14 protein-coding genes and 1 tRNA gene are annotated in these 14,796 nt (G+C 64.0%); 2 read left to right on the forward strand and 13 right to left on the reverse strand.

The window, feature by feature from the left end; genetic code table 11:
• Window positions 1–45: 45 nt before the first annotated feature.
• The 6 genes from EB836_RS06235 to EB836_RS06260 all read right to left on the reverse strand — a co-directional run bounded on the left by EB836_RS06235 (window position 46) and on the right by EB836_RS06260 (window position 5,542).
• A complete protein-coding gene (locus EB836_RS06235; RefSeq protein WP_135538613.1) occupies window positions 46–1,626 on the reverse strand; it encodes a GTPase in 1,581 nt (526 codons plus the stop codon).
• A complete protein-coding gene (locus EB836_RS06240) occupies window positions 1,623–3,320 on the reverse strand; it encodes a dynamin family protein (RefSeq protein WP_135538615.1) in 1,698 nt (565 codons plus the stop codon). The genes EB836_RS06235 and EB836_RS06240 overlap by 4 nt, the downstream gene beginning before the upstream one ends.
• 179 nt (window positions 3,321–3,499) lie before the next feature.
• Window positions 3,500–3,573, reverse strand: a tRNA-Arg gene (locus tag EB836_RS06245).
• A gap of 106 nt (window positions 3,574–3,679) precedes the next feature.
• Entirely contained in the window at window positions 3,680–3,886 is a 207-nt protein-coding gene (locus EB836_RS06250; RefSeq protein ID WP_135538616.1) for a hypothetical protein, read from the reverse strand.
• 79 nt (window positions 3,887–3,965) lie between these two features.
• Complete coding sequence (locus tag EB836_RS06255) at window positions 3,966–4,280, reverse strand: thiamine-binding protein (protein WP_135538618.1); 315 nt, start codon at window positions 4,278–4,280, stop codon at window positions 3,966–3,968.
• A 71-nt stretch (window positions 4,281–4,351) separates the two neighbouring features.
• Window positions 4,352–5,542, reverse strand: coding sequence for an acetyl-CoA C-acetyltransferase (locus tag EB836_RS06260; RefSeq protein ID WP_135538620.1), 1,191 nt, complete (start codon window positions 5,540–5,542; stop codon window positions 4,352–4,354).
• Window positions 5,543–5,773: 231 nt separating this feature from the next.
• Here EB836_RS06260 and EB836_RS06265 point away from each other — a divergent pair, with 231 nt between their 5' ends.
• Window positions 5,774–7,390 (forward strand): cell division protein, encoded by a 1,617-nt coding sequence (locus tag EB836_RS06265; protein ID WP_135538622.1) that lies wholly within the window; start codon window positions 5,774–5,776, stop codon window positions 7,388–7,390.
• Between the two features lie 112 nt (window positions 7,391–7,502).
• On the opposite strand, the gene EB836_RS06270 is transcribed toward EB836_RS06265, so the two are convergent.
• Entirely contained in the window at window positions 7,503–7,799 is a 297-nt protein-coding gene (locus EB836_RS06270; RefSeq protein ID WP_240689660.1) for a hypothetical protein, read from the reverse strand.
• Window positions 7,800–7,829: 30 nt separating this feature from the next.
• Here EB836_RS06270 and nucS point away from each other — a divergent pair, with 30 nt between their 5' ends.
• Window positions 7,830–8,525 carry an endonuclease NucS gene (nucS, locus tag EB836_RS06275; protein WP_135538624.1) on the forward strand — a complete coding sequence of 232 codons (696 nt, stop codon included), beginning with the start codon at window positions 7,830–7,832 and terminating at the stop codon, window positions 8,523–8,525.
• 72 nt (window positions 8,526–8,597) lie between these two features.
• On the opposite strand, the gene murA is transcribed toward nucS, so the two are convergent.
• From murA to atpA, 6 genes are read right to left on the reverse strand one after another with little or no spacing between them, the layout of a single operon-like run.
• Window positions 8,598–9,911, reverse strand: coding sequence for a UDP-N-acetylglucosamine 1-carboxyvinyltransferase (gene murA / locus EB836_RS06280; RefSeq protein ID WP_135538626.1), 1,314 nt, complete (start codon window positions 9,909–9,911; stop codon window positions 8,598–8,600).
• Window positions 9,911–10,378: a DUF2550 domain-containing protein gene (locus tag EB836_RS06285; RefSeq protein WP_135538628.1), complete on the reverse strand. Its 468-nt coding sequence runs from the start codon at window positions 10,376–10,378 to the stop codon at window positions 9,911–9,913. Before EB836_RS06285 ends, murA begins: the two co-directional genes overlap by 1 nt.
• Window positions 10,379–10,400: 22 nt before the next feature.
• Window positions 10,401–10,661: a F0F1 ATP synthase subunit epsilon gene (locus EB836_RS06290; protein ID WP_135538630.1), complete on the reverse strand. Its 261-nt coding sequence runs from the start codon at window positions 10,659–10,661 to the stop codon at window positions 10,401–10,403.
• A gap of 3 nt (window positions 10,662–10,664) precedes the next feature.
• On the reverse strand, window positions 10,665–12,113 hold the full coding sequence (atpD, locus tag EB836_RS06295) for a F0F1 ATP synthase subunit beta (protein ID WP_135538632.1): 1,449 nt from the start codon (window positions 12,111–12,113) through the stop codon (window positions 10,665–10,667).
• Window positions 12,114–12,139: 26 nt separating this feature from the next.
• Entirely contained in the window at window positions 12,140–13,072 is a 933-nt protein-coding gene (locus EB836_RS06300) for a F0F1 ATP synthase subunit gamma (protein WP_135538634.1), read from the reverse strand.
• 31 nt (window positions 13,073–13,103) lie between these two features.
• Complete coding sequence (gene atpA / locus EB836_RS06305) at window positions 13,104–14,738, reverse strand: F0F1 ATP synthase subunit alpha (protein ID WP_135538635.1); 1,635 nt, start codon at window positions 14,736–14,738, stop codon at window positions 13,104–13,106.
• Between the last annotated feature and the right edge of the window lie 58 nt (window positions 14,739–14,796).

Raw genomic sequence — 14,796 nt, forward strand, 5'->3', positions numbered from 1 at the left:
CACAGGGCACAGGAGACCGAGTCGCACTCATTGTGCGCTGAAGTCTCAGGTGAGCATTTCGTATGCCCGCCGATGCTCACCGATGACAGCCTTCACCGGTTCGAGGTAGGAGCTCTGCGCAACCTGACCGACCGCGTCCCGCAGTCTGGCGTCGACTTCGGCACCCGCTTCGCTGGCCCCTCTGTTCCGCGCCGATTTCGCCATCAGCGAGGTGATCACGGAGCCGATCACACCGATCACGAGCAGTCCGATGCTCACCACCCAGCACCAAGCCGGCAGCGTTCCGGAACCGATCGCCGCGGCCAGGGCGGAGGCGACGACACCGACGATTCCGATGATCGTGGCGATGAAGAAGACGATCTGCAGGGTGTGTGCAAGCGACCACCAACCGGGACGACGCCGGGTGATCTCCACAGCGGTGATGGCCGAGTCGAGGTTGTCGGAGAGCTCGTCTGTGCTTCTCTTCTCCGCTTCGGCGGCGTCGTTCTGCCACGCTCGGGGCATCGTGGACACCGATTCGGTGATCAGTTCGTGGGCCATCAATCGCACGTGCGCACTCTGCGCCTTGGTGGTCGCCGGGACCGAGGCGCGGACGAGTTCGTCACGGTCCTGTCCGTGCTTGGCGCCGAGTGGATCCGGAGCATTGCGCTGCATCCACGCGAGAACGGGATACCCGGTCTTGCGATAGGCACGACGAATGTAATCATCGTGAACCGTCTGCGCCACGGCGTCGACGCCGGCGGCATCGGACATCGTCTCGACGAGGCGGGAAGCTCCTGGCAGTTCGTCCGGAGGGGCGACGGGCTCGCCGAGTTCCTTCCGGATCCGTTTGGCCATGGCCTGCATATCCGCCAGCAGTCGTTCGGCGGCCGCTTCATTCGAGTCGACGGTATCGGCGAGGATGCTGCGCAGCTCGGGAATGCCCTCACGGGTCGCTGCTGAGGAGACGCGCACATTCGTTTCGCTGAGACCGTCTTCATTGAGCAGCTGTCGCAGATGGTCGGCCGCCGCCTTCTGCTCTTCCGGACTGAGCTTGTCGATCTGGTTGAGGACGACGACCATATTTGCGCTGTTCTCGGCGAGTTTCGTCAGATACTCCGAGTGCAGGGAGAAATCGGCGTACTTCTGCGGATCGACGACCCAGAACACAACGTCGACGAGGCCGACCAGACGATCGGATTCGACCCGATGCTCGACCGCGGTCGAATCGTGATCGGGCAGGTCGAGGAGGATGAGTCCGTGCAGTCGGCGCTGGTCGTCACCGTCGAGGGCGGATTCGCGCCAGGTGCGGCTGCGTTCGGGAACATGCAGCCAGTTGAGGACGTCGTTTCCGCCGTCTCCCCACACGCAGGCTGTCGGCCGTGACGTCGTCGGCCTCCGAACCCCCACGCGGGCGATCTCGAGACCTGCCACCGCGTTGAACAGCGAAGACTTGCCCGAACCGGTCGATCCCGCGAAGGCGACAACGGTGAAGTCCTCGCCCAGGCCCAATCGGTCCTCGGCCCGGTCGAGCAGATTTTGGGCATCGGCTCGAACGTCTCCGGCGAGTTTGTCCTCATTGAGCGACAGCGAATGCCGGATCCCTTCGGCCAGTCGTCGGATCTCGGTCTGTGCAGAACTGTTCACAATGCCACCTCAAGTCGTTCACCGGAGGCGCGCAGCGCGCCCGCTTGCCGCGCCGGTACCGCGGATATTCTCAGAGCGTTGTCGAACGGGGTCCGGCAGCCTCTCACGATTCCAGTCGCAGCGTCGAAGAAGCGCTGGCGGATCGAGGCGATGATGCCGGCGGCTTCGGATTCGCCGAAGATCGTTTCAGCCAAGTTGACGGCGACTCCTGCACCCTGGCGTTCGCTCTGCTGTTTGCCGAGCGGACGCTGCGGGTCCGAGAACGCCGCATATTCGACGACCGCGCAGACACCCGCCACTCCGAAGGAGAGGATCCGGGCCTTGGACTTCTTTCCCTGCCCGATGTCGCGCACCAGCGCGTTGACGTCGTCCGACCACGCGCTGACGGCGGCCTTCACTGACTCCTCAAGATCGCTGGCGACCTGCCGCAGTTCGGCCTGATCCTCGATGAGGGCCGCACCTGCCGCGGTATTGCGCCATTCGGTGTTGACGTCGTCGACCACAGCGATGGCCTGCTCACGCAGCGACACAGCGGCGCTGCGCAGGATCGCGACATGCAGCGGGGTCGCCGCATCGTGTTTGCCGGTCACGGCCGCCGAGATGCGATCGCGCATCCGCGCCATCGTCGGCTCGAGGCCGCGGAACAGCTGCCCCGTACCCACGAAGTCCTGCCAACGAGCGTTGACCTCGCCGTGGAGCACACGGCCGTCCGAGAACACTTCGGCCAGCCCCGCATCGGCCGAGCGGAAACTCTCCTCGAGGGATCCCGCCAGTGCGGCGTGCGCCTGTTCCTGCGACTGTGCGAAGTCGGCGAGCTCGCGGACACGGGCAGGCAGCGCAGCGACCGCGCCGGTGAGGGTGCGTGTCCGGATGCGCTCGAGAGACGTTCCTTCGGCACCGACCTGAGAGATCCAGGAACGGATCGGATAGATCGCCGAATGCGGCAGCAGACCGTTCTCGAGTTCGAGCTCGGCCACGGAGAAGATCGGTGAGTTCGCCAGTCCGGCGTCCGAGAGCAGGCTTGAGAGATGGTGCCTGACTTCGCGATTCGCCTCGGGCGGAACCCGGTCGAGGACGATGGCAACGGAAGTGTCACGGGCTGCGGCCGTCTTCAGCAGCGCCCAAGGGGCGGCATCGGCGTAGCGGTTGGCCGTGGTGACGAACAGCCACAGATCGGCGCTGAGCAGGGTCCTGCGTGAGAGTGCACGGTTCGTCTCGGAGATCGAGTCGATGTCCGGGCAGTCGAGGATCGCTGTGCCCGGGGCGATGTTCTCATCGGCGACCATGACGACGCCGGGCACCGCCGATTCCGGGTCGCTGCTGCGTGGGAGATCCGGCAGATAGTGCTCGGATTCGAAGAACTTGGCATCGGCGGGATTGTGGATGACAACCGGGTTGCCCGTCGTCGGACGACGCACTCCGGCGGGGCTGACAGCCCGCCCCACGAGGGAGTTCACCAACGTCGACTTCCCGGCACCGGTCGATCCGCCGACCGCGATGAGAAACGGGGTCCGGGAGCGGTTGATCCGAGGCAGAACGTAGTCATTGAGCTCTGCGGTCAGCGCCGCGTGCGCGCCGCGAGCGTCTTCGAAGTCACCGGTCCGCAGCGGGAAGCGCGTCTCAGAGACGCGTTTGACGATATCGTTCAGCGCTTGGCCGACCGGCGGCGTCACGGCACTCTTGCTCTCTGTCATCACGCTCCCACTCTCTATGTTTTCCCAGCTCGGCTCCAATTGCCACGCCGTGCCAGCGCCGAATTGCTCACAGCATGCAGGGGCAGGCACGAGTGTGGGTGCGCGCCCGAATACGCCCGGCGGCACGGAGCCGGTCGGATCCGAGCAGAGCCTCGTGCGAGGGCCCGAGACAGCAGAAGCGCCCCCGGCGGGGCTCGAACCCGCGACCTACCGCTTAGAAGGCGGTTGCTCTATCCGACTGAGCTACGGAGGCTCAAACATCGTAACCGATGGCCGAACGTGAACAGAAAGCGGCCCCGTGCGGAGCGGAACCGCTTCGGTTCCCTCCCCGCACGGGGCCGTATCGCTGATATAGGGGTTCAGTGACGACGCGCTGCCTGCTCCATTGACTTGCGCACGGTCACGAAAGACACCACCGCGACCCCGGTCATCGCCAGGATGACGGCAATCGCTTCGATTCCGAAGGCGAAGTCGACGACCACCGGAAAGAACCCGGCCAGCATGAAGCCCAACAGAGCCACCAGCGTCAGTGCAGTGGCGATCGAAAAGTATTTGGCACCGTTCATTGCTCATCTCCTTCTTCCGTTGGAAAAAGGTTAGCGCCTTCAGTGACTCACGTCACTGGGAATTCCTTGAAAATTTCAATCAGTTCTGTTCGCGCGCTTCGATCGCCGTCTCCAAACGTTCGAGCTTGCCGTCGATCTCACCGGTGTAGCCGGGGCGGATATCGGCCTTGACCACCAGGGAGACGCGGGTGCCGAACTCACCGACGGCATCTGTGGCATCTTTGATGACGGCGAAGACTTCGTCCCATTCGCCCTCGATCGTGGTGAACATCGAATCGGTGCGGTGCGGAAGTCCGGAGCGGCGCACGATGTCGACTGCCGCGGCTACGGCGACATGGACGGAGGCGTCGGCCCCTTCTCCCCCACTGGGCGCGACCGAGAATGCTGCGAGCATGTTGTTGTCCTTCCTTGAGCGAGCGGCGGAGGGCCCTCGGGCACTCCGCCGCTCTGCGGAACATCGCCGGGTCAGGCCTGAGCCGGGACGTTGATGATCAGCGAATCGCCCTGTCCTCCGCCGCCGCACAGAGCGGCGATTCCCGAGCCGCCGCCTCGGCGCTGGAGTTCGAGGGCCAGGGTCAGGACGATGCGTGCCCCGGAGGCGCCGATCGGGTGACCGAGCGCAACCGCTCCGCCGTTGACGTTGACCTTGTCCGCGGCGACGCCGAGGTCTTTCGAACTGGCGAGGCCGACTGCGGCGAAGGCCTCGTTGATCTCGTAGAGGTCGAAGGAGTCCGCGGCGACGCCTTCGCGTTCAGCGGCGACCGTGATCGCCTGCGAAGGCTGGTGCTGCAGAGTCGAGTCCGGCCCTGCGGTCCAGGCATGAGAACGGACCTCGGCGAGGATCGGGGCCCCGAGCTCTTCGGCCTTCTCACGTGACATGACGACGACGGCGCAGGCACCGTCGGAGATCTGCGAGGCGTTGCCGGCCGTGATCGTCCCGTCCTTGCGGAAGGAGGGCCGCAGCTTCGACAGAGATTCCGCAGTCGTGTCGGGACGCACTCCCTCGTCGACGGAGACGGTGACGTCGCCCTTGCGCGAGCTGATCGTCACCGGAACGATCTCATCGTCGAACGCTCCCGCCTCCTGCGCCTGTGCGGCCCGCTGATGCGAGCGTGCGGAGAACTCGTCCTGCTCCGTTCGGGAGAATTCGCGATCGCCGGCGTTGGCATCCTCGGTGAGTCCGCCCATCGCCTGGTCGGTGAAGGCGTCCCACAGCCCGTCGTAGTCCATATGGTCCTTGACGACGACATCGCCGTACTTGTACCCGGACCGCGACTTCATGAGCATGTGCGGAGCCTGGCTCATCGACTCCTGGCCGCCGGCGACGACGACGTCGTATTCACCGGCACGCACGAGCTGCGCGGCCTGAGTGATCGTGTTGATGCCCGACAGACACAGCTTGTTCACGGTCACGGCGGGAACCGACATGGGGATCCCGGCCTCGACGGCGGCCTGTCGGGCCGGCCCCTGACTGTTACCGGCCTGCAGAACCTGTCCCATGATCACGTAGTCGACGTCGCCGCCTTCGATCCCGGCCCGATCAAGGGCACCGGCGATGGCCTTGCCCCCGAGTTCGACGGCGCTGAGCTTCGACAACTCGCCCTGCAGACGCCCGAACGGGGTGCGCGCTCCGGCGACGATCACTGCATCAGCCATTTTTCCTCCTCGGATTCTCGCGCCCGGACTCGGTCCCAGCACGTGTGCTTTTCGACATCCACCAGACTAGTCGAGTCAGCTGTGGCCTTCGTCACGGGGTCTGCGATCGAGTTCCCACAGGAGCCTGTCCACCCCTGCGCATTCGCACCCAACACTCATAGAGTCTCCGTTAGAGTAGGACGAGGACAGCCCAGATCACCCCCCTTTCCGAGACGACAGGAGTTCGCTTCAGTGACGCCCACCGAAGAATTCCGCACAGCGATGCGCGGCTACGAAAAGAGTGAAGTCGATTCGCGTCTGCAGCAGTTGCGCACCGAAGTCGAGTCGGTCCGAAAAGCGCTTGCCGATGCGCGCAGCCAGGTCATCAATGCGGATCGGGCGAAGCTGCAGATCGCCGGTGAGCTCTCAGAGGCCAAAGCCCAGCTGAAGAAGGCGGCCAACGACAACGCCGAGGCTTCCGGCCCTCCCGGAAGCCGCATCGACCATCTGCTCAAGATCGCTGAGTCCCAGGCGCGCGAGACCCTGGCTCAGGCCAATTCCGATGCCGAGACGATCAGGAACAAGGCTCGCGCCGAGGCGGCGTCTGCTCGCGCCCGAATGCACACCGAGAGCAACGACACTCTGTCCAATGCCCGGTCCGAAGCGGATGCGATCACCTCCTCGGCGGAATTGCGTGCCGAGGAGACCGTCAAGGCCGCTGAGAAGCGGGCCGCCGAGCTCAAGGCGACCACCGAGCGCGAGACCAATCAGGCCAAGGAGGCCAATGCGGCCGCCGCCAAGGAGGCCCGGGAAAGCCTCGACCTCGAGCTCTCCGAACTCCGTGCCACCGCGGAGAAGGAAGCTGCGGATCTGCTGGCCGAGGCCAAGACCGAGGCCGAAGAGACGATCGCCGCCGCGCAGGCGCAGGCCGACGAGCTGCTTGCCGCCGCCAAGGCCCGCGACGAGGCTTCGAAGAAGGCTGGCAACGACTTCGACGTCGAGCTCGCCGCGAAGCGCAAGGAAGCCGAGACCGAACGCAAGAAGCGCTACGAGCAGGCTCAGGCCGAGAACAAGAAGCTCATCGAGGAAGCCCAGGCTCGTGCGAGCAAGGCCGATTCAGAAGCCAAGGAAGCAGCCGAGCGCGCAGAGAAGACGCGCACCGATGCGGTGAAGAAGGCCGACGAGATCATCGCCGACGGCAAGTCCCGTGCCCAGACGCTCATCTCCGAGGCGCGAGCCACTGCCGAGGCGACGATCGAGGAATCGGCGGCCGAAGCCAAGCGCAATGTCGCTTCCGCACAGTCGCAGGTCGATCTGCTGACGAAGCAGCGCAAGACGATCACCGCCCAGCTCGATCAGCTTCGGTCGCTGTTCGCCATGCCCGGCGTGATGGGCGGCGACAGCGTCGATCCGGCGAAGGCAGAATCGGCCTCGCACGCCACCGAGCAGATCGCCGACGGCCAGGAGCTCGAAGACCTGTTGGCCGAAGACGACGATTCGGAAGCTGCGGAGAACGTGGAGGAGAAAGACGCCGCGGACTCGTCCGACAGCGCATCGACAGCGTCGAATACTGCGGCAGCCAAGGACTCCGCAGATTCTGCGGAGAAGGCGAGCGACGAAGAGGACTCGCCGGAGGATGGAGAGTCGGCTCAGCAGGCGGAGACTTCAACGGAATCTGACGCCGAGGCGGCTGAAGACTCGCAGTCAGCTCCGTCCGGAGAGGCCAAGCAGTCCGGTGAGTCCACCGGCAAGGGCAAGAACCTGCCGAACGGAGCCACCGACGAAGACACGATCGCCATCGACGCTCAGGTGTCCGGATCGAAGAAGAACAGCTCGAAGACGACTCGCTCACGCAACTCTCTGCGTTGACGCTGTCGCACGCGCCGCTCTGATTCGTTGAGCGACGCCGAAGCAGCATGAAGAAGGGCTCCGCCGAAGCGGGGCCCTTCTTTATCTGTGCAGCTTTCAGAAAGCGAAGGGTTCAGCGGAAGCGGTCGAAGCAGCGGGAATGCCAGTGACGTCGACTCTCCACACCGATCTCGATGCCGTGCCGGGCTTCCTGCCGCCACGCGACGATGTGGCTCGATGCTGCGTTGACATCCCGCCCGCAGCCGGGACAGATGTAGGACCTTCCGGAGTCATTGCCTTTCACGGTCTGCACCGACCAGGTGCCGTCCGGCAGCGACCTGCTCGTCCGCATGCCCGCGGTGGTCTCCGAAAGGTCACGCGGCTCCCGCTGCCATTTGTTCTTGCGACGCGAAGATGAAGATCGTGGCATTGGGCCATTGTCTCACGTAGGCTGTTGCGCGTGCGTCTTGTCATTGCCGAATGCTCTGTTGATTATGCCGGTCGTCTGACCGCCCACCTGCCGATGGCCACCCGCCTCATCATGCTCAAATCGGACGGGTCCATCCTCATCCACTCCGACGGCGGATCCTATAAACCGCTGAACTGGATGACTCCCCCATGCACGATCAGGCATCTCGAGCCTGATGCCGAGCAGGCAGAAGCGGGTCTGACCGAATTGTGGGAGGTCTCCCAGACGAAGACCGGCGATCGTCTGGTCATCTCCATCGCGAAGATCATCAACGATGACAGCTACGAGTTCGGGGTCGATCCGGGGCTGGTCAAAGACGGAGTCGAAGCGCATCTGCAGGAGCTGCTCGCCGAGCACATCGACACCCTCGGCGAGGGCTACAGTCTGGTTCGACGCGAATACATGACGGCGATCGGACCCGTCGACATCCTCGCGCGGGATCCCGGCCACCAGTCAGTCGCAGTCGAAATCAAGCGTCGTGGTGACATCGACGGCGTCGAACAGCTCACCCGCTACCTCGAGCTGATGAACCGTGACCCGCTTCTCAGCCCGGTCCAGGGGGTCTTCGCGGCGCAGGAGATCAAGCCGCAGGCCCGCACGCTCGCCGAAGACCGCGGCATCCGCTGCGTCGTCCTCGACTATGATGCACTGCGCGGGATGGATGATCCCGATTCTCGGCTGTTCTGAGGCACAGACACCCACTCATCATTGCGAAGCCTCGTGGATCGCCAGTCGGCGATTCGGGCAGTGGCCCGACGTCTATTCGAAGTTGAGCACGTCGCGTTTCTCAACGCGTTCGATGTCGACGCCGAGGCTGCGCAGGTTGGTCACGAAGTTCTCGTAACCGCGTTCGATATGGTCGATTCCCGACACCTCCGTCACTCCGCCGGCTCGCAGCGCGGCCATCACCAGACCGGCACCGGCACGGATGTCCGAGGCCTCGACTTCCGCCCCCGAGAGGCTGTCGCTGCCCGTGACGAGCGCGTGGTTACCGTCGATGCGCACTTTCGCACCGAGGCGGGCGATCTCCTGGACGAACCGCCATCTCGCCTCGAACAGGTTCTCCGAGAGCAGTCCCACGCCGTCGGAGACCGAGTTCAAAGCGATGACGAAGGGCTGCAGATCGGTCGGGAATCCCGGGAACGGCATCGTTGCCACCCGGATCGGGTGCGGCCGAGGAGCACCGATGACACGGAAACCGGCACCGGTCGTTCCATCGCCGAGAGTGATATTCGAGAGTTCTTCGACCGTGGCTCCGGAATCCTGCAGCTTCAATCCGATGTTCGGCATGAGGTCGAGCCCGATGCCGCGGACGGTGACGTCACCGCCGCTGAGCGCGGCGCCGAAGGCGAAGGTGCCCGCGACGATGCGATCGCCCACAGTCCGGTGGGTCACGGGCCGGAGGGACTCGACACCGCTGATGGTCAGTTCTGAGGTGCCGATGCCCTCGATCTGTGCACCCATCTTCACGAGCATGGTGCAGATATCGACGATCTCCGGTTCGCGAGCGGCGTTTGAGATCGTCGTCGCTCCCTCAGCGAGGGTGGCTGCCATGACGAGGTTCTCGGTGGCGCCGACGGAAGGGAATTCGAGGACGATCTCGGTGCCTTTGAGCCCGGAGGGAGCCTCTGCGACGAAGTATCCGTGATCGAGATGGACGAGGGCCCCGAGGGCTTCGAGGCCGGCTTGATGCATATCGAGCCCGCGGGAGCCGATGGCGTCACCGCCGGGAAGAGCGACATGAGCGGCGCGCATACGAGCGGTGAGCGGTCCGAGGACCGAGATGGAGGCGCGCATCGCGCGGACGAGTTCGTAGTCAGCTTGGATTCCGACTGCTGCGGGGACATCGATGCTGACGACTCCGTCTTCGGAATCGTAGTCGACATCGCAGCCGAGGCGGACGAGGAGTTCGACCATGATCCTGACATCGAGGATCGCAGGGACATTCGTGATCGTCGTGCGCCCCACAGCCAGCAGGCTCGCAGCCATGAGTTTGAGGACGCTGTTCTTCGCGCCTCGAACGTCGATGACACCGTCCAGTCGCGCCGGGCCGGTCAAACGGAAGACATCCATCAGGTGAAACGTCCCATCGTCGGGTTGAAGCCGGGAGGCGAGGATTCCAGCCATGAGGCCATCGTCGACAGTGATTCGGTATCCATCGCCAGAGACACCGAGCGCGGACGACCATCCGCTTTGCCGTAGGAGCAGTCGACGACGACGGCGTCGGGCAGCACCGAATACTGTTCGCCCGATGTGGGTTTGCGGCGGACCAAGATATCGAGGTCGGCACGCGGCAGCCTGAATGCTGCTCGCCTGGTCAGGGCGAAGACCGGGTACCAGTCCAAGGAGGCGACCGAGAACACGGCCACGCCCAAACGCCAACGTGGGCGAGAAGAATACTCCTCGCCCACGTTGATGGAGCAGTCAAAGGCGCCCGAGAGCTTCGAGATCGACCTGCGTCGAATCGTCACAACGACGATGAGAGCAAGCGCAAGTCCTACCAACGAGAGCAGAACGATCAGCAGGACAGAAGGGTTCACGGTTGCCAGTGTAACCTGCGGATCAGAGAAGTTCGGCCTGATCAGCGGCAATGATCACGCGGTTGTTCTCCACCGAGAGGAAACCACCATCGGCTTTGACCCTGATGGTGTCCTCTCCGGGCGTGAGAATCCGCGTTTCGCCGTCGGCGACGACCCCCAGCACGGGCTCGTGGCCCGGCAGGATGCCGATCTCGCCGTCGAGGGTACGGGCGATGACGCGCTTGGCCTCACCGACCCATACCTCGCGATCGGCAGCCACGACATTGACTTCAAGTGTCGCCATGGCTTACTTCTGCATCTCTTCGTAGTTGCGCATGACATCGTCAAGGCCACCGACGTTGAAGAATGCCTGTTCCGGGATGTGGTCGACCTCGCCGGAGCAGATCTTCGCGAAGCCTTCGATCGTGTCGGTCAGCGGCACGGTCGAACCGGGAACCTGCGTGAACTTCTCCGCGGTGTAGGTGTTCTGCGAGAGGAACTGCTCGATGCGACGGGCACGGTGGACGACGAGCTTGTCCTCTTCACCGAGTTCGTCGACGCCGAGGATGGCGATGATGTCCTGCAGCTCCTTGTTCTTCTGCAGGATCGCCTTGACCTCGTTGGCCACACGGTAGTGCTCGTCACCGACGACCAGCGGATCGAGGATCCGCGAGGACGAGGCCAGCGGGTCGATAGCCGGGTACAGACCGCGCGAAGCGATGTCACGGCTGAGCTCGGTCGTCGCATCGAGGTGTGCGAAGGTCGTCGCCGGAGCCGGGTCGGTGTAGTCATCGGCCGGAACGTAGATCGCCTGCATCGACGTGATCGAGTGACCACGCGTCGAGGTGATGCGCTCCTGGAGCAGACCCATCTCGTCAGCCAGGTTGGGCTGGTAGCCCACGGCGGAGGGCATACGACCCAGCAGGGTCGAGACCTCGGAACCGGCCTGGGTGAAGCGGAAGATGTTGTCGATGAACAGCAGCACGTCCTGGTTCTGCACATCGCGGAAGTACTCCGCCATGGTCAGCGCCGACAGCGCCACACGCAGACGGGTGCCTGGCGGCTCGTCCATCTGGCCGAACACGAGGGCGGTGTCCTTGAAGACTCCGGCCTCGTCCATCTCCATGATGAGGTCGTTGCCCTCACGAGTCCGCTCGCCCACGCCGGCGAACACCGAGGTGCCCGAGTGGTTGTGCGCGATACGGAAGATCATTTCCTGGATGAGGACGGTCTTGCCGACACCGGCACCACCGAACAGACCGATCTTTCCACCCTGGACATAGGGGGTCAGCAGGTCGATGCTCTTGATGCCGACTTCGAGGATCTCGGTCTTGGATTCGAGCTCATCGAACGCCGGCGCAGAACGGTGGATGGGCCACCGCTCGGAGATCTCCAGCTCCTCGCCATCGGCGAGGTTGAGGCAGTCACCGGTGGTGTTCCACACGTGGTGCTTGGTGACGTCGCCGACGGGCACCGAAATCGGCGCACCGGAGTCGACGACTTCCTGGCCGCGGACGAGGCCGTCGGTCGGCTGCAGCGACACGGCGCGGACGAGTCCGTTGCCCAGGTGCAGTCCGACCTCGAAGGTCAGCTTCCTGGTTCCTTCGGACAGATCCACTGTCGTGGTCAGTGCATTGTAGATCTCGGGCACGGAGTCGAGCGGGAACTCGATGTCGACAACCGGGCCGATGACTCGGGAAATCCGGCCGAGGGCAGTGCCCTGTGCCGGAGAGGTTTCCGTTGCTGTGGCAGTCATGGTCTCTTTCTCTCTGCTCTCGCCGGTCAGTCGCCGGCTGCCGATGCCGCGAGGGCATCCGCCCCACCGACGATCTCGGTGAGTTCCTGGGTGATTTCCGCCTGGCGAGCCGTGTTGGCCAACCGGGTGTAGGTCTTGATGAGATCATCCGCGTTGTCCGTGGCTGTCTTCATCGCCGCCTGTCGCGAGGCCTGCTCGGATGCCGATGCGCTCAGCAGAGCCGACAGAATGCGCGAATCGATGTATCGCGGCAACAGGGCGTCGAGCACAGCCTCCGCGCTCGGTTCGAACTCGTAGAGAGGGAACGCGGGCGCATCGGATGAACCGGCGGACTGTCCGCCCGTCGACGCCTCATCGGCATCGACGACCTCCAGCGGCAGCAGCCTCCGGTATTCCGGATCGTGCGTGACACTGGATACGAACTTCGTAAAGACGATGTAGATCTCATCCACACCCGACTCCGCAGACTCAGGATCGAAGTTCTCCAACAGAGCTTCGCCGATCTCCCGGGCGTTCTCCGCCGTCGGGTTCTCGGAGATGCCTGTCCAGGACTTCTCGATCTTGCGATCGCGGAAAGTGTAGTAGTTCTTGGCCTTGCCTCCGACCGTGAACAGCTGCACGTCCTTGCCCTCGTTACGCAGAAGCCGAATGAGTTCTTCGGCTTCGCGCAGCAGGTTCGCCGAGTAGGCGCCGGCGAATCCGCGGTCGGGCCCCATCACGAGCACAGCGGCCCGCTTGACGTTGTCCGACTCGGTGGTGAGAACGTGGTCGACGTTCGACTCGCTGGCCACCGCCGAGACGGCCCTGGTCAGGGCGTTCGCGTACGGGCTGGCGGCCTGCGAGCGGGCAATAGCCTTCTGAATCCGCGACGCAGCGATGAGCTCCATCGCCTTGAAGATCTTCCTCAAGGACTGAGTCGAGCGGATCTTCTGTTTGAAGACCCTCTGCTGGGCTCCCATCAGTTCTTCCTTTCGCCGTTACGGAACAGGTTCAACGCTTCTGCCGAACGATCTGCTCCTGCTCGACCTCGTCAGAGGAGGCCGTGGCGCTGTCTTCACTGCCGGCCTTCGACCCACCCTGATCCGAGCTGGCGAAGTTCTGCGAGAACTCGGCGAGCACATTCTTGAGCTCTTCGGCGGTGTCGTCATCGAGCTTGAGGGTCTCACGAATGGTCGTGAAGATGCCCGTCTTGCGTTCGATGTGGTCGTGCAGTTCGGATTCGAAGCGCAGAACGTCGTCGACCGGGATCTCGTCGAGGTAGCCGTTGGTACCGGCGAAGATCGACACGGTCTGCTTCTCGAACGGCATCGGAGTGTACTGACCCTGTTTGAGCAGTTCGGTCAGTCGAGCGCCACGGGCCAGATCGCGCTTCGTGGCATCATCGAGGTCGGAGGCGAACATCGCGAAGGCCTCGAGCGAACGGTACTGAGCCAGCGAGATCTTCAGCGTGCCCGAGACTCCCTTGAGAGCCTTCGTCTGAGCGGCACCACCGACTCGCGACACGGACACACCGACGTCGACAGCAGGACGCTGACCGGCGTTGAAGAGGTCGGACTGCAGGAAGATCTGGCCGTCCGTGATCGAGATGACGTTCGTCGGAATGAAGGCACCGACGTCATTGGCCTTCGTCTCGATGATCGGCAGACCGGTCATCGAACCGCCGCCGAGTTCATCGGAGAGCTTCGCACAGCGCTCGAGCAGACGCGAGTGCAGGTAGAACACGTCGCCCGGGTAGGCTTCACGGCCCGGCGGACGACGCAGCAGCAGCGACACGGCGCGGTAGGCTTCGGCCTGCTTCGACAGGTCATCGAACACGATGAGGACATGCTTGCCGTCATACATCCAGTGCTGGCCGATGGCCGAACCGGAGTAGGGAGCCAGGTATTTGTAGCCGGCGGGGTCCGAAGCGGGCGAGGACACGATGGTCGTGTACTCGAGAGCACCGGCCTCTTCCAGCGACCGGCGGACACCGGCGATGGTCGAGCCCTTCTGGCCCACGGCCACGTAGATGCAGCGCACCTGCTGCTTCGGGTCGCCGGTCGCCCAGTTGGCCTTCTGGTTGATGATGGTGTCGATCGCCAGCGCGGTCTTACCGGTCTTGCGGTCGCCGATGACCAGCTGACGCTGACCACGGCCGACGGGGATCATCGCGTCGATGCTCTTATACCCGGTCTGGAGAGGCTCGCGCACCTCCTGCCGATCCATCACACCTGCGGCCTGGAGCTCGAGCTCACGACGACCGACGGTCTCGATGTCGCCGAGGCCGTCCACGGGACGACCCAGCGGATCGACAACGCGACCGAGGTAGCCATCGCCGACGGGGATGGAGAGGACCTCTCCGGTGCGGTAGACGTCCTGTCCCTCGGCGACTCCGGAGAATTCACCGAGGATGACGACGCCGATCTCACGCTCGTCGAGGTTCTGTGCCAGGCCCAGGGTTCCTTCTTCGAACCGCAGGAGCTCATTGGCCATGGTGCCGGGCAGACCCGAGACGTGGGCGATGCCGTCACCAGCGGTGACGACCTTGCCGACCTCGGCCTTTTCCGAGCTCTCGGGGTTGTACGAATCAACGAACTTCCCGAGAGCGTCCCGGATCTCTTCCGGGCGAATTGTCAGTTCCGCCATCTGGTTTCCCTGCTTCCTTTTCTCAAATCTTGCGTCCGACGACCGGTGGGCCGCCTAT

Source organism: Brevibacterium sp. S111, assembly GCF_004745075.1.
In the GTDB taxonomy this organism is placed as follows: domain Bacteria; phylum Actinomycetota; class Actinomycetes; order Actinomycetales; family Brevibacteriaceae; genus Brevibacterium.

Bases quoted from the DNA above. Each gene is read 5' to 3' on its own strand.
- EB836_RS06250 (WP_135538616.1), bottom strand. From the start codon at position 3,886: ATGAACGGTGCCAAATACTTTTCGATCGCCACTGCACTGACGCTGGTG.
- EB836_RS06255 (WP_135538618.1), bottom strand. From the start codon at position 4,280: ATGCTCGCAGCATTCTCGGTCGCGCCCAGTGGGGGAGAAGGGGCCGAC.
- EB836_RS06270 (WP_240689660.1), bottom strand. From the start codon at position 7,799: ATGCCACGATCTTCATCTTCGCGTCGCAAGAACAAATGGCAGCGGGAG.
- EB836_RS06260 (WP_135538620.1), bottom strand. From the start codon at position 5,542: ATGGCTGATGCAGTGATCGTCGCCGGAGCGCGCACCCCGTTCGGGCGT.
- EB836_RS06240 (WP_135538615.1), bottom strand. From the start codon at position 3,320: ATGACAGAGAGCAAGAGTGCCGTGACGCCGCCGGTCGGCCAAGCGCTG.
- atpD (WP_135538632.1), bottom strand. From the start codon at position 12,113: ATGACTGCCACAGCAACGGAAACCTCTCCGGCACAGGGCACTGCCCTC.
- EB836_RS06290 (WP_135538630.1), bottom strand. From the start codon at position 10,661: ATGGCGACACTTGAAGTCAATGTCGTGGCTGCCGATCGCGAGGTATGG.
- murA (WP_135538626.1), bottom strand. From the start codon at position 9,911: ATGGATGTCTTCCGTTTGACCGGCCCGGCGCGACTGGACGGTGTCATC.
- EB836_RS06300 (WP_135538634.1), bottom strand. From the start codon at position 13,072: ATGGGAGCCCAGCAGAGGGTCTTCAAACAGAAGATCCGCTCGACTCAG.
- atpA (WP_135538635.1), bottom strand. From the start codon at position 14,738: ATGGCGGAACTGACAATTCGCCCGGAAGAGATCCGGGACGCTCTCGGG.